The organism is Citrobacter sp. Cpo109, from assembly GCF_030332565.1.
In the GTDB taxonomy this organism is placed as follows: Bacteria; Pseudomonadota; Gammaproteobacteria; order Enterobacterales; family Enterobacteriaceae; genus Citrobacter; species Citrobacter portucalensis.
In genome coordinates this window covers 122330-136198 of sequence record NZ_JAOWHQ010000071.1, presented here as the reverse complement: position 1 = coordinate 136198, position 13869 = coordinate 122330, and the positions used below count along the sequence as shown (strand labels likewise).

General features: G+C 55.1%; 11 protein-coding genes. All 11 read left to right on the top strand.

The window, feature by feature from the left end; genetic code table 11:
- Genes ftsI through ftsA form a run of 11 tightly spaced genes read left to right on the top strand, consistent with a single transcriptional unit; the run spans position 1 to position 13833 of the window.
- A complete protein-coding gene (gene ftsI / locus OGY71_RS21305; RefSeq protein WP_206160123.1) occupies positions 1 to 1767 on the top strand; it encodes a peptidoglycan glycosyltransferase FtsI in 1767 nt (588 codons plus the stop codon).
- On the top strand, positions 1754 to 3241 hold the full coding sequence (gene murE / locus OGY71_RS21300) for a UDP-N-acetylmuramoyl-L-alanyl-D-glutamate--2,6-diaminopimelate ligase (RefSeq protein WP_286613691.1): 1488 nt from the start codon (positions 1754 to 1756) through the stop codon (positions 3239 to 3241). Before ftsI ends, murE begins: the two co-directional genes overlap by 14 nt.
- A complete protein-coding gene (gene murF / locus OGY71_RS21295; protein ID WP_286613689.1) occupies positions 3238 to 4596 on the top strand; it encodes a UDP-N-acetylmuramoyl-tripeptide--D-alanyl-D-alanine ligase in 1359 nt (452 codons plus the stop codon). Before murE ends, murF begins: the two co-directional genes overlap by 4 nt.
- Complete coding sequence (gene mraY, locus OGY71_RS21290; RefSeq protein WP_003018774.1) at positions 4590 to 5672, top strand: phospho-N-acetylmuramoyl-pentapeptide-transferase; 1083 nt, start codon at positions 4590 to 4592, stop codon at positions 5670 to 5672. Before murF ends, mraY begins: the two co-directional genes overlap by 7 nt.
- 2 nt (positions 5673 to 5674) lie before the next feature.
- On the top strand, positions 5675 to 6991 hold the full coding sequence (gene murD, locus OGY71_RS21285) for a UDP-N-acetylmuramoyl-L-alanine--D-glutamate ligase (RefSeq protein WP_286613687.1): 1317 nt from the start codon (positions 5675 to 5677) through the stop codon (positions 6989 to 6991).
- Positions 6991 to 8235: a cell division protein FtsW gene (ftsW, locus tag OGY71_RS21280; protein ID WP_003829529.1), complete on the top strand. Its 1245-nt coding sequence runs from the start codon at positions 6991 to 6993 to the stop codon at positions 8233 to 8235. The genes murD and ftsW overlap by 1 nt, the downstream gene beginning before the upstream one ends.
- Positions 8232 to 9299 (top strand): undecaprenyldiphospho-muramoylpentapeptide beta-N-acetylglucosaminyltransferase, encoded by a 1068-nt coding sequence (gene murG, locus OGY71_RS21275; RefSeq protein WP_003829528.1) that lies wholly within the window; start codon positions 8232 to 8234, stop codon positions 9297 to 9299. The genes ftsW and murG overlap by 4 nt, the downstream gene beginning before the upstream one ends.
- Positions 9300 to 9350: 51 nt before the next feature.
- Entirely contained in the window at positions 9351 to 10826 is a 1476-nt protein-coding gene (murC, locus tag OGY71_RS21270) for a UDP-N-acetylmuramate--L-alanine ligase (RefSeq protein WP_003018763.1), read from the top strand.
- The gene (locus OGY71_RS21265) at positions 10819 to 11739 is read left to right on the top strand and encodes a D-alanine--D-alanine ligase (protein ID WP_284962140.1); all 921 of its coding nucleotides are present in this window, start codon (positions 10819 to 10821) and stop codon (positions 11737 to 11739) included. The genes murC and OGY71_RS21265 overlap by 8 nt, the downstream gene beginning before the upstream one ends.
- A 1-nt stretch (position 11740) precedes the next feature.
- Positions 11741 to 12574, top strand: coding sequence for a cell division protein FtsQ (gene ftsQ, locus OGY71_RS21260; RefSeq protein ID WP_003018758.1), 834 nt, complete (start codon positions 11741 to 11743; stop codon positions 12572 to 12574).
- Positions 12571 to 13833 carry a cell division protein FtsA gene (gene ftsA, locus OGY71_RS21255; RefSeq protein ID WP_003018755.1) on the top strand — a complete coding sequence of 421 codons (1263 nt, stop codon included), beginning with the start codon at positions 12571 to 12573 and terminating at the stop codon, positions 13831 to 13833. The genes ftsQ and ftsA overlap by 4 nt, the downstream gene beginning before the upstream one ends.
- Positions 13834 to 13869 lie beyond the last annotated feature (36 nt).

Sequence of the window (13869 nt, the reverse complement as noted above, 5' to 3'; positions counted from 1 at the left end):
ATGAAAGCAGCGGCAAAAACGCACAAACCAAAACGCCAGGAAGAACAAGCCAACTTTATCAGTTGGCGTTTTGCGTTACTGTGCGGCTGTATTTTGCTGGCACTGGGTTTTCTGCTGGGGCGCGTTGCCTGGCTGCAAATCATCGCGCCGGACATGCTGGTGCGTCAGGGTGATATGCGCTCTCTACGCGTCCAGGAAGTGTCTACATCACGCGGAATGATTACCGACCGCTCTGGTCGCCCGCTGGCGGTGAGCGTTCCGGTTAAAGCGATATGGGCCGACCCGAAAGAAGTACATGATGCAGGCGGCGTGAGCGTTGGCGAACGCTGGAGAGCGCTGTCAACCGCGCTGAATCTCCCGCTCGATCAACTGGCTTCCCGCATTAACGCCAACCCGAAAGGGCGCTTTATCTATCTGGCGCGTCAGGTAAACCCTGACATGGCCGACTACATCAAGAAACTGAAGCTGCCGGGTATCCACCTGCGCGAAGAATCCCGCCGTTACTATCCTTCCGGAGAAGTGACTGCTCACCTCATCGGTTTTACTAACGTCGACAGCCAGGGGATTGAAGGCGTTGAGAAGAGCTTCGATAAGTGGCTCACCGGACAACCGGGTGAACGTATTGTACGTAAAGACCGTTATGGCCGCGTCATTGAAGATATCTCCTCTACCGACAGCCAGGCGGCGCATAACCTCGCGTTGAGCATTGATGAGCGTTTACAGGCACTGGTTTACCGCGAACTGAATAACGCCGTGGCGTTCAACAAGGCGGAGTCAGGCAGTGCGGTACTGGTGGATGTAAACACCGGTGAAGTGTTGGCCATGGCCAACAGTCCGTCCTACAACCCGAACAATCTCACCGGTACGCCAAAAGACGCGATGCGTAACCGTACCATCACCGACGTGTTTGAACCGGGTTCTACCGTTAAACCGATGGTGGTGATGACCGCGCTGCAGCGTGGCGTGGTACGCGAAAATACCGTCCTCAACACTATCCCTTACCGAATTAATGGTCACGAAATCAAAGACGTGGCGCGTTATAGCGAATTAACCCTCACCGGGGTTTTGCAGAAGTCGAGTAACGTCGGTGTTTCCAAGCTGGCGTTAGCGATGCCGTCCTCAGCGTTAGTAGATACTTACTCACGTTTTGGGCTGGGAAAAGCGACCAATTTGGGGTTGGTCGGAGAACGCAGTGGCTTATATCCTCAAAAACAACGGTGGTCTGACATAGAGAGGGCCACCTTCTCTTTCGGCTACGGGCTAATGGTAACACCGTTACAGTTAGCACGAGTCTATGCAACGATCGGCAGCTACGGCATTTATCGTCCACTGTCGATTACCAAAGTTGACCCTCCTGTTCCGGGCGAGCGTATCTTCCCGGAAGATACCGTGCGTACCGTCGTGCATATGATGGAAAGCGTGGCGCTGCCCGGCGGCGGCGGCGTGAAGGCGGCGATTAAAGGCTATCGTATCGCCATTAAAACCGGTACAGCGAAAAAAGTAGGGCCAGATGGCCGCTACATCAACAAATACATTGCTTATACCGCAGGTGTTGCGCCTGCGAGTCAGCCGCGCTTCGCGCTGGTTGTTGTTATCAACGATCCGCAGGCGGGTAAATACTACGGTGGCGCCGTTTCCGCGCCGGTCTTTGGTGCCATCATGGGCGGCGTACTGCGTACCATGAACATCGAGCCGGATGCGCTGACAACGGGCGATAAAAATGAATTTGTGAATAATCAAGGCGAGGCAACAGGTGGCAGATCGTAATTTGCGCGACCTTCTTGCTCCATGGGTGCCGGGTGCACCGGAGCGAGCACTGCGGGAGATGACGCTTGACAGCCGTGTGGCTGCATCGGGCGATCTCTTTGTCGCAGTATTGGGTCATCAGGCGGACGGGCGTCGGTATATCCCGCAGGCGATAGCGCAAGGTGTGGCTGCCATTATTGCAGAAGCAAAAGATGAAGCTACTGATGGTGAAATCCGTGAAATGCACGGCGTTCCGGTCATCTATCTCAGTCAGCTTAACGAACGTTTATCTGCACTGGCAGGCCGTTTTTACCACGAGCCTTCTGAGAAAATGCGTCTGGTCGGTGTGACCGGGACCAACGGTAAAACTACCACCACCCAATTGCTGGCACAGTGGAGCCAACTGCTTGGCGAAACCAGCGCGGTAATGGGAACAGTAGGCAATGGCCTGCTGGGCAAAGTGATCCCGACGGAAAATACCACCGGTTCAGCAGTTGATGTCCAGCATGTGCTGGCGGGGCTGGCAGCGCAGGGCGCAACGGTTGGCGCGATGGAAGTCTCTTCACACGGTCTGGTTCAGCATCGCGTGGCGGCGCTGAAGTTTGCCGCATCAGTATTTACTAACTTAAGCCGTGACCATCTCGACTACCACGGCGACATGGAACATTACGAAGCCGCGAAATGGCTGCTGTATTCCACGCACCGTTGCGGTCAGGCCATCGTCAATGCGGATGATGACGTCGGTCGTCGCTGGCTGGCGAAACTCCCGGATGCGGTTGCCGTTTCGATGGAAGACCACATCAACCCGAACTGTCATGGTCGTTGGTTAAAAGCGGTTGACGTGAAGTATCACGACAGCGGGGCAACGATTCGTTTTACCTCCTCATGGGGCGACGGCGAAATTGAAAGCCGCCTGATGGGGGCGTTTAACGTCAGCAATCTTCTGCTGGCGCTGGCAACGCTGTTGGCACTGGGCTATCCGTTAGCTGATTTACTGAAAACGGCGACACAATTGCAGCCGGTTTGCGGACGTATGGAAGTGTTCAGCGCGCCGGGTAAAACCACCGTGGTGGTTGATTACGCCCATACGCCAGATGCGCTGGAAAAAGCGCTGCAGGCGGCACGTTTGCACTGTACAGGCAAACTGTGGTGCGTCTTTGGCTGCGGCGGCGATCGCGACAAAGGCAAACGTCCTTTGATGGGCGCAATCGCCGAGCAGTTTGCAGATGTTGTCGTGGTGACTGATGACAACCCACGTACCGAAGAGCCACGCGCCATTATTAACGACATTCTGGCGGGTATGCTGGATGCCGGACAGGCGAAGGTGATGGAAGGGCGCGCAGAAGCCGTGACAAACGCCATTATGCAGGCGAAAGAAAACGACGTGGTGCTGGTGGCCGGGAAAGGTCACGAAGATTACCAGATCGTTGGCTCGCAGCGTCTCGACTATTCTGACCGCGTGACCGCAGCGCGTCTGCTGGGGGTTATCGCATGATTAGCGTAACGCTCAGCCAACTGGCGGAGATCCTCCGTGGCGAACTGAAAGGGGCCGATCTGACCCTTGATGCCGTAACAACCGATACGCGTAAAGTGACGCCGGGCTGCCTGTTTGTGGCGCTGAAAGGCGAACGCTTTGATGCCCATGATTTTGCAGACGAAGCGCAAGAGAGCGGGGCGGGTGCGCTGCTGGTCAGCCGCCCGTTGAACACCAACCTGCCGCAGCTCATTGTTAAAGATACACGTCTGGCGTTTGGTGAACTGGCGGCGTGGGTTCGCGCTCAGGTTCCGGCGCGCGTTGTCGCGCTGACCGGCTCATCCGGTAAAACGTCCGTCAAAGAGATGACGGCTGCCATTCTGAGCCAGTGTGGTAACACCCTATATACCGCGGGCAATCTGAATAACGACATCGGCGTACCGATGACGCTGCTGCGCTTAAATAACGATTACGACTATGCCGTGATTGAGCTCGGCGCCAACCATCAGGGCGAAATCGCCTGGACCGTCGGCCTGACGCGTCCGGAAGCGGCGCTGGTGAACAACCTGGCCGCCGCGCACCTGGAAGGCTTCGGCTCTCTGGCGGGCGTTGCGAAGGCAAAAGGTGAGGTTTTTACCGGCCTGTCTGCGAACGGTATCGCCATTATGAATGCCGACAACAACGACTGGTTGAACTGGCAAAGCATCATCGGCGATCGCAAAGTCTGGCGCTTCTCCCCGAATGCGGCCAACAGCGACTTTTCTGCGACCAACGTTCATGTGACCTCGCATGGCACGGAATTTTCTCTGCAAACGCCGACCGGAAGCATTGATGTCCTGCTGCCGTTGCCGGGTCGCCACAATATCGCTAACGCCCTTGCGGCGGCGGCGCTTTCTATGGCGGTAGGCGCGACGCACGAGGCGATCAAAGCGGGTTTGAAAGATCTGCAGGCGGTACCAGGACGTCTGTTCCCGATTCAACTCGCAGAAAATCAGCTGCTGCTGGACGACTCCTATAACGCGAACGTCGGTTCGATGACCGCAGCGGTGCAGGTGCTGTCTGAAATGCCGGGCTATCGCGTACTGGTCGTTGGCGATATGGCAGAGCTTGGCGCAGAAAGTGAAGCATGCCATGTACAGGTAGGTGTTGCTGCGAAAGCAGCAGGTATCGACCGTGTACTGAGTACAGGAAAACTGAGTCAGGCAATTAGCGACGCCAGTGGCGTTGGCGAACATTTTGCGGATAAAAGCGCGCTGGCCGCGCATCTTAAAGCATTGATTGCAGAACATCAGGTCATGACGATTTTAGTGAAGGGTTCACGTAGTGCCGCCATGGAAGAGGTAGTACGCGCATTACAGGAGAATGGGACATGTTAGTTTGGCTGGCCGAACATTTGGTCAAATATTATTCCGGCTTTAACGTCTTTTCCTATCTGACGTTTCGCGCCATCGTCAGCCTGCTGACCGCGCTGTTCATCTCTTTGTGGATGGGCCCGCGCATGATTGCCCGCTTGCAAAAAATGTCCTTTGGACAGGTTGTACGTAACGACGGTCCTGAATCGCACTTTAGTAAACGTGGTACGCCAACCATGGGCGGGATCATGATCCTCACCGCGATTGTTATCTCCGTTCTGTTGTGGGCATATCCGTCGAACCCGTACGTATGGTGCGTGCTGGTGGTATTGATTGGCTACGGCATTATCGGTTTTGTCGATGACTACCGCAAAGTGGTGCGAAAAGATACCAAGGGCCTGATTGCCCGCTGGAAGTACTTCTGGATGTCGGTGATTGCGCTGGGTGTAGCCTTTGCGCTGTACCTCGCCGGTAAAGATACCCCGGCTACCGAGCTGGTGGTGCCGTTCTTTAAAGATGTCATGCCGCAGTTGGGGCTGTTCTACGTGCTGCTGGCGTACTTCGTGATTGTGGGTACTGGCAACGCGGTAAACCTCACCGATGGCCTGGATGGTCTGGCGATTATGCCGACCGTGTTCGTGGCAGCGGGTTTTGCGCTGGTGGCATGGGCGACCGGTAACATGAACTTTGCCAACTATCTGCACATTCCCTATTTACGCCATGCCGGTGAGTTGGTGATCGTCTGTACGGCGATTGTCGGCGCGGGGTTAGGCTTCCTGTGGTTTAACACCTATCCGGCGCAGGTCTTTATGGGCGACGTCGGTTCGCTGGCGCTGGGCGGCGCGCTGGGTATTATTGCCGTGCTGCTGCGTCAGGAGTTCCTGCTGGTAATCATGGGCGGCGTATTTGTTGTGGAAACGCTGTCGGTCATTTTGCAGGTTGGCTCCTTTAAGCTGCGCGGACAGCGCATCTTCCGTATGGCGCCGATTCACCATCACTATGAACTGAAAGGCTGGCCGGAACCGCGCGTAATTGTGCGCTTCTGGATTATTTCGCTGATGCTGGTGCTGATTGGCCTGGCAACGCTGAAGGTACGTTAATCATGGCTGATTACCAGGGTAAAAAAGTCGTCATTATCGGTCTGGGATTGACCGGGCTGTCATGCGTGGATTTCTTTCTGGCGCGTGGTGTGACGCCGCGTGTGATGGATACCCGCGCAACGCCACCTGGCCTGGATAAATTGCCGGAAGCGGTTGAGCGTCATGTTGGCAGCCTGAATGATGATTGGCTGCTGGCCGCCGATCTCATCGTCGCCAGCCCTGGTATTGCCCTGGCGCATCCTTCGCTGAGCGCCGCTGCTGATGCAGGGATCGAAATTGTCGGTGACATCGAGCTGTTCTGTCGTGAAGCGCAGGCGCCGATCGTCGCGATCACCGGTTCCAACGGGAAAAGCACCGTCACCACGTTGGTGGGAGAAATGGCGAAAGCGGCTGGTGTGAACGTGGGTGTTGGCGGAAATATCGGCCTGCCCGCGCTGATGCTGCTGGATGACGAACGTGAGCTGTATGTACTGGAGCTGTCGAGCTTCCAGCTGGAGACAACCTCCAGCTTACAGGCTGTAGCCGCCACCATTTTGAACGTCACCGAAGATCATATGGACAGGTATCCGTTTGGCTTGCAGCAGTACCGTGCGGCCAAACTGCGCGTCTATGAGAATGCGAAAGTGTGTGTGGTTAATGCCGATGATGCGCTGACCATGCCGATTCGCGGGGCGGATGAGCGCTGCGTGAGCTTTGGCATCAACATGGGTGACTATCATCTCAATCGTCAGCAGGGTGAAACCTGGCTGCGGGTGAAGGGCGAAAAAGTCCTGAACGTGAAAGAGATGACGCTTACCGGCCAGCATAACTATACCAACGCACTGGCTGCGCTGGCGCTGGCGGATGCTGCGGGTCTGCCGCGGGCATCCAGCCTGAAAGCGCTGACTACCTTTACCGGTCTGGCGCATCGTTTCCAGTTGGTACTGAATCATAACGGTGTGCGTTGGATTAACGATTCAAAAGCCACCAACGTTGGCAGCACAGAAGCGGCACTGAATGGTCTGCACGTTGACGGTACGTTGCACCTGCTGCTGGGCGGCGATGGGAAATCGGCCGACTTTACGCCGCTGCAACGCTACCTGACTGGCAACAGCATTCGTCTGTACTGCTTTGGTCGCGATGGCGCGCAGCTTGCCGCTCTGCGTCCTGAGGTTACGGAACACACTGAAACCATGGAGCAGGCAATGCGTCTGCTCGCACCGCGTGTGAAGTCGGGTGATATGGTGCTGCTGTCGCCAGCCTGCGCCAGCCTTGACCAGTTCAAGAACTTTGAGCAACGCGGTGACGTCTTTACCCGTTTAGCGAAGGAGTTGGGTTGATGCGATTCTCTCTCCCTCGTCTGAAAATGCCGCGCGTACCGGGACTGGGTGTCCTGGCGTGGATCTTCGCGGCACTTAAAGGCTGGGTGATGGCTTCGCGTGATAAAGACGCGGACAGCCTGATCATGTATGACCGCATGCTGCTGTGGCTGACTTTTGGTCTGGCAGCGATCGGTTTTGTGATGGTGACATCGGCATCAATGCCCGTAGGGCAACGTCTGGCGGGCGATCCCTTCCTGTTTGCTAAGCGTGACGCGCTGTATATCTTCCTCGCGTTCTGTCTGGCGATGGTGACGCTGCGTCTGCCGATGGAGTTCTGGCAGAAGTACAGCACGACGATGCTGATCGCCTCGATCATCATGTTGTTGATCGTTCTGGTGGTGGGGAGCTCCGTTAACGGGGCATCGCGTTGGATCGCGCTGGGGCCGCTGCGTATTCAGCCTGCGGAATTCACCAAGCTGTCGCTGTTCTGTTATCTCGCTAACTACCTGGTGCGTAAAGTCGATGAAGTGCGTAACAACCTGCGCGGCTTCTTAAAACCGATGGGTGTGATTCTGGTGCTGGCAGTCTTACTGCTGGCGCAGCCTGACCTTGGTACGGTAGTGGTGCTGTTTGTCACGACGCTGGCGATGCTGTTTCTCGCTGGTGCGAAACTGTGGCAGTTCATTGCCATTATCGGCATGGGGATTTCGGCGGTGGTGCTGCTAATCCTTGCCGAACCGTATCGTATTCGCCGCGTAACCTCCTTCTGGAACCCATGGGAAGATCCGTTTGGCAGCGGCTACCAGTTAACGCAATCGCTGATGGCTTTTGGTCGCGGTGAGGTTTGGGGTCAGGGGTTAGGTAATTCAGTGCAAAAACTGGAGTATTTACCGGAAGCGCACACCGACTTCATCTTCGCCATCATTGGGGAAGAGCTGGGTTATATCGGTGTGGTATTGGCACTTTTAATGGTATTCTTCGTCGCTTTTCGCGCGATGTCGATCGGTCGCAAAGCACTGGAAATTGACCACCGTTTTTCAGGCTTTTTAGCCTGCTCCATCGGGATTTGGTTCAGCTTCCAGGCCCTGGTAAACGTCGGCGCGGCAGCAGGTATGCTGCCAACAAAAGGTCTGACGTTACCGCTGATCAGTTATGGTGGTTCCAGTTTGTTGATTATGTCGACGGCCATCATGTTTTTGTTACGTATTGATTATGAAACGCGTCTGGAAAAAGCCCAGGCGTTTACACGAGGTGCACGATGAGTGGTCAACCGAAGCGGTTAATGGTGATGGCAGGCGGTACCGGTGGGCATGTGTTCCCGGGGCTGGCGGTCGCGCACCATTTAATGGCCCAGGGCTGGCAGGTTCGTTGGCTGGGCACCGCCGATCGTATGGAAGCGGACTTAGTGCCGAAGCATGGCATTGAAATTGACTTTATTCGCATCTCCGGTTTGCGTGGTAAAGGTGTCAACGCGCTGCTTGCCGCCCCCGTGCGTATTTTTAATGCCTGGCGTCAGGCGCGCGCCATTATGAAGCAGTTTAAGCCTGATGTGGTGCTGGGGATGGGCGGCTATGTGTCCGGCCCTGGCGGTCTGGCTGCCTGGTCATTAGGCATCCCGGTTGTCCTGCATGAGCAGAACGGCATTGCGGGATTAACCAACAAGTGGCTGGCGAAGATTGCAACGAAGGTGATGCAGGCTTTTCCTGGCGCTTTCCCGAATGCGGAAGTGGTGGGTAACCCGGTACGCACCGACGTTCTGGCGCTGCCGTTGCCCGAAGCGCGTCTGGCGGGGCGTGAAGGCCCGGTTCGCGTGCTGGTCGTCGGGGGATCTCAGGGCGCACGCGTATTGAACCAGACGATGCCGCAGGTTGCCGCAAAGCTTGGTGACGCGGTGACTATCTGGCATCAGAGTGGCAAAGGCGCGCAGCAAACCGTTGAACAGGCGTATGCCGACGCGGGACAACCGCAGCACAAGGTCACTGAGTTTATTGATGATATGGCAGCCGCCTACGCGTGGGCGGATGTCGTAGTTTGTCGCTCCGGCGCGCTGACGGTAAGCGAAATTGCCGCTGCGGGTTTGCCTGCGCTGTTTGTGCCTTTCCAGCACAAAGACCGACAGCAGTACTGGAATGCGCTGCCGCTTGAGAAAGCGGGCGCCGCTAAAATTCTTGAGCAGCCGCAGTTTACTGTGGATGCCGTCGCGAACACCCTTTCCGGGTGGTCGCGAGAAACCTTATTAACCATGGCAGAACGTGCGCGCGCCGCATCCATACCGGATGCCACAGAGCGTGTTGCTAATGAAGTGAGCCGGGCTGCCCGGGCGTAATTGTGGTGATGCCTTTTGCATCGCATGAACTAAGAAGTTAATGGCTAAAGAATGAATACACAACAACTGGCAAAACTGCGTTCCATCGTGCCCGAAATGCGTCGCGTTCGGCACATTCACTTTGTCGGCATCGGTGGTGCTGGTATGGGCGGTATTGCCGAAGTTTTGGCCAACGAAGGTTATCAGATCAGTGGTTCTGACCTGGCGCCGAACCCGGTGACGCAGCAGTTGACGAATCTGGGCGCCACGATTTTCTTCAACCATCGCCCTGAAAATGTGCGTGATGCGAGCGTGGTGGTGGTATCCAGCGCGATTTCTGCGGATAACCCGGAAATTGTTGCGGCGCATGAAGCGCGTATTCCGGTGATCCGTCGTGCTGAAATGCTGGCGGAGTTAATGCGTTTTCGTCACGGTATCGCCATTGCCGGGACGCACGGTAAAACCACGACCACAGCGATGGTCTCCAGTATCTACGCAGAAGCGGGGCTGGATCCGACGTTTGTCAACGGCGGTCTGGTGAAGGCCGCAGGCGTCCATGCGCGTCTGGGTCATAGCCGTTATTTAATTGCGGAGGCGGATGAGAGCGATGCGTCGTTCCTGCATTTGCAGCCGATGGTAGCGATTGTTACCAATATCGAAGCCGATCATATGGATACCTACCATGGCGACTTCGAAAATTTAAAGCAGACGTTTATTAATTTCCTGCACAACTTGCCGTTTTATGGTCGTGCGGTGATGTGCGTTGACGATCCGGTGATCCGCGAGTTGTTGCCGCGAGTTGGTCGTCAAACCACAACCTATGGTTTCAGCGATGATGCTGATGTGCGCGTCGAAGATTACCAGCAGATTGGTCCACAAGGACACTTCACGCTGCTGCGTCAGGGGATGGCCGATTTACGCGTGACGTTGAACGCACCGGGCCGTCACAATGCGCTGAACGCGGCGGCGGCGGTGGCAGTGGCAACAGAAGAAGGCATTGAAGACGACGCAATTCTGCGCGCGCTGGAAAGTTTCCAGGGCACCGGACGACGTTTTGACTTCCTCGGCGAATTCCCGCTGGAGCCGGTAAACGGTAAAGCCGGGACGGCGATGCTGGTGGATGATTATGGTCATCACCCAACGGAAGTGGATGCCACGATTAAAGCTGCTCGCGCGGGTTGGCCGGACAAAAATCTGGTAATGCTGTTCCAGCCGCACCGCTTTACGCGTACACGCGATTTGTATGACGACTTTGCCAACGTGCTGACTCAGGTCGATGCGCTGTTGATGCTGGATGTATACGCCGCGGGTGAAGCTGCGATTCCGGGGGCTGACAGCCGCTCGCTGTGCCGTACGATCCGTGGTCGCGGTAAGATCGACCCGATTCTGGTATCCGATCCGGCTCAGGTGGCAGACATGTTGGCGCCGGTATTAACCGGCAACGATCTGATTTTGGTGCAGGGCGCTGGAAATATCGGCAAAATCGCGCGTTCCTTAGCTGAAATCAAACTGAAGCCGCAAAACCCGGAGGAAGAACAACATGGCTGATAAAATCGCGGTCCTGTTAGGGGGAACCTCCGCAGAGCGTGACGTTTCGCTGAATTCCGGCGCGGCCGTACTGGCAGGGTTACGCGAAGGTGGTGTGGATGCTCATCCAATTGACCCAAAAGAGGTTGATGTCACGCTTTTGAAATCGATGGGTTTTCAAAAGGTGTTTATTGCGCTGCACGGTCGTGGTGGTGAAGATGGCACGTTGCAGGGCATGCTGGAGCTGATTGGTCTGCCGTATACCGGTAGTGGCGTCATGGCTTCTGCCATTTCGATGGACAAACTGCGCAGCAAACTGTTGTGGCAGGGGGCTGGTTTACCGGTCGCGCCTTGGGTCGCATTGACTCGCGCTGAATTCGAAAAAGGTCTTAGCGATGAGGTGGTTACGGAGATTTCTGCGTTAGGTTTGCCGCTGATTGTGAAGCCAAGCCGTGAAGGCTCAAGCGTAGGGATGTCAAAAGTTGAAGAAGAAAATGCTTTGCATGGTGCATTAGCATTGGCTTTTCAGCATGATGAAGAAGTACTGATCGAAAAATGGCTCAGTGGCCCGGAATTTACAGTTGCGATGCTTGGTGAAGAAATTTTACCGTCAATACGTATCCAACCCGCGGGAACCTTCTATGATTATGAGGCGAAGTATCTCTCTGATGAGACACAATATTTCTGCCCTGCTGGTCTGGAAGTCGAACAAGAGGCCCGTTTACAGGAATTAGTCCTGAAAGCGTGGACCGCATTGGGCTGTAAAGGTTGGGGTCGCATTGACGTCATGCTGGACAGCGATGGCCAGTTTTATCTGCTGGAAGTGAATACCTCTCCGGGTATGACCAGCCACAGTCTGGTGCCGATGGCGGCGCGTCAGGCGGGCCTGAGCTTCTCGCAGTTGGTGGTAAGAATTCTGGAGTTGGCGGACTGATATGTCGCAGGCTGCGCTGAACACGCGAAACGGTGATGAAGAAGAAGTAAACTCCTCACGCCGCAATAATGGAACGCGTCTTGCAGGAATATTGTTCCTGCTGACGGTGCTGTGCACCGTGTTTGTCAGCGGCTGGGTAGTGTTGGGATGGATGGAAGATGCGCAACGTTTGCCTTTATCGAAACTGGTGTTAACCGGCGAACGGCATTACACGCGCAATGACGATATTCGTCAGTCCATTCTGGCGCTGGGCGCTCCGGGAACCTTTATGACTCAGGATGTGAACATCATTCAGAGTCAAATTGAACGCCTCCCCTGGATTAAACAGGCGAGCGTCAGAAAGCAATGGCCCGATGAATTGAAGATTCATCTGGTTGAATATGTGCCCATTGCGCGTTGGAATGACCAACATATGGTGGATGCTGAAGGAAATACGTTCAGTGTTCCAACCGGTCGGGCCAATAAGCAGGTATTACCCATGTTGTATGGACCGGAAGGCAGCGCAAGTGAAGTGTTGCAAGGGTTCCGCGATATGGGGCAGGTGCTGGCTAAGGATAGATTCACCCTGAAGGAAGCGGCGATGACCGCTCGTCGTTCCTGGCAGTTGACGCTGAATAACGATATTAAGCTGAATCTGGGCAGGGGCGATACGATAAAACGTTTGGCTCGCTTTGTGGAACTCTACCCGGTTTTACAGCAGCAGGCGCAAACCGATGGCAAACGGATTAGCTACGTTGATTTGCGTTATGACTCAGGAGCGGCAGTAGGCTGGGTTCCCTTGCCTCCTGAGGAATCTAATCAGCAACAGAATCAGGCACAGGCAGAACAACAATGATCAAGGCGACGGACAGAAAACTGGTAGTTGGACTGGAGATTGGCACCGCGAAGGTAGCCGCTTTAGTAGGGGAAGTTCTGCCCGACGGTATGGTCAATATCATTGGCGTGGGCAGTTGCCCATCGCGAGGTATGGATAAAGGCGGGGTGAATGACCTTGAGTCAGTGGTGAAGTGCGTACAGCGCGCCATTGACCAGGCTGAACTGATGGCAGATTGCCAGATTTCCTCGGTGTATCTGGCACTTTCCGGTAAACATATTAGCTGTCAAAATGAAATTGGTATGGTGCCCATTTCCGAAGAGGAAGTGACGCAGGAAGATGTGGAAAACGTAGTACATACGGCAAAATCCGTACGCGTTCGCGATGAACATCGTGTTCTGCACGTTATTCCGCAGGAATACGCCATCGACTACCAGGAAGGCATTAAAAATCCGGTCGGTCTTTCCGGCGTGCGTATGCAGGCAAAAGTCCATCTTATTACCTGCCACAACGACATGGCGAAGAACATTGTCAAAGCCGTTGAACGTTGTGGTCTGAAAGTTGACCAACTGATTTTTGCCGGGTTGGCAGCCAGTTATTCCGTGTTGACGGAAGATGAACGTGAGCTGGGTGTCTGCGTGGTAGATATTGGTGGTGGTACAATGGACATCGCCGTTTATACTGGCGGGGCGTTGCGCCACACTAAAGTGATCCCTTATGCAGGGAATGTAGTGACCAGCGATATCGCGTATGCCTTTGGTACGCCGCCGAGCGATGCTGAAGCCATCAAAGTGCGTCATGGATGCGCGCTGGGCTCCATCGTGGGTAAAGACGAAAGCGTTGAAGTGCCAAGCGTAGGTGGTCGTCCACCGCGTAGCCTGCAACGTCAGACCCTGGCAGAGGTCATTGAGCCGCGTTATACCGAGCTGCTCAACCTGGTCAACGAAGAAATTTTGCAATTACAAGAACAGCTTCGCCAGCAGGGTGTGAAACATCATCTGGCGGCGGGGATTGTGTTAACCGGTGGCGCTGCGCAAATTGAAGGTCTTGCGGCCTGCGCACAGCGCGTGTTCCATACGCAAGTACGTATTGGCGCACCGCTGAATATCACTGGTCTGACGGATTATGCCCAGGAGCCTTATTATTCAACGGCAGTGGGGCTGCTTCACTACGGGAAAGAATCCCATTTGAGTGGTGAGGCTGAAGTTGAAAAACGCGTTACGGCATCAGTTGGCTCGTGGATCAAACGACTCAATAGCTGGCTGCGAAAAGAGTTTTAATTTTTAAAGAGACCAACGCACATTAACGGTCTCAGG

Bases quoted from the DNA above. Each gene is read 5' to 3' on its own strand.
- ftsI (WP_206160123.1), top strand. From the start codon at position 1: ATGAAAGCAGCGGCAAAAACGCACAAACCAAAACGCCAGGAAGAACAA.
- murF (WP_286613689.1), top strand. From the start codon at position 3,238: ATGATTAGCGTAACGCTCAGCCAACTGGCGGAGATCCTCCGTGGCGAA.
- mraY (WP_003018774.1), top strand. From the start codon at position 4,590: ATGTTAGTTTGGCTGGCCGAACATTTGGTCAAATATTATTCCGGCTTT.
- murD (WP_286613687.1), top strand. From the start codon at position 5,675: ATGGCTGATTACCAGGGTAAAAAAGTCGTCATTATCGGTCTGGGATTG.
- ftsW (WP_003829529.1), top strand. From the start codon at position 6,991: ATGCGATTCTCTCTCCCTCGTCTGAAAATGCCGCGCGTACCGGGACTG.
- murG (WP_003829528.1), top strand. From the start codon at position 8,232: ATGAGTGGTCAACCGAAGCGGTTAATGGTGATGGCAGGCGGTACCGGT.
- murC (WP_003018763.1), top strand. From the start codon at position 9,351: ATGAATACACAACAACTGGCAAAACTGCGTTCCATCGTGCCCGAAATG.
- OGY71_RS21265 (WP_284962140.1), top strand. From the start codon at position 10,819: ATGGCTGATAAAATCGCGGTCCTGTTAGGGGGAACCTCCGCAGAGCGT.
- ftsQ (WP_003018758.1), top strand. From the start codon at position 11,741: ATGTCGCAGGCTGCGCTGAACACGCGAAACGGTGATGAAGAAGAAGTA.
- ftsA (WP_003018755.1), top strand. From the start codon at position 12,571: ATGATCAAGGCGACGGACAGAAAACTGGTAGTTGGACTGGAGATTGGC.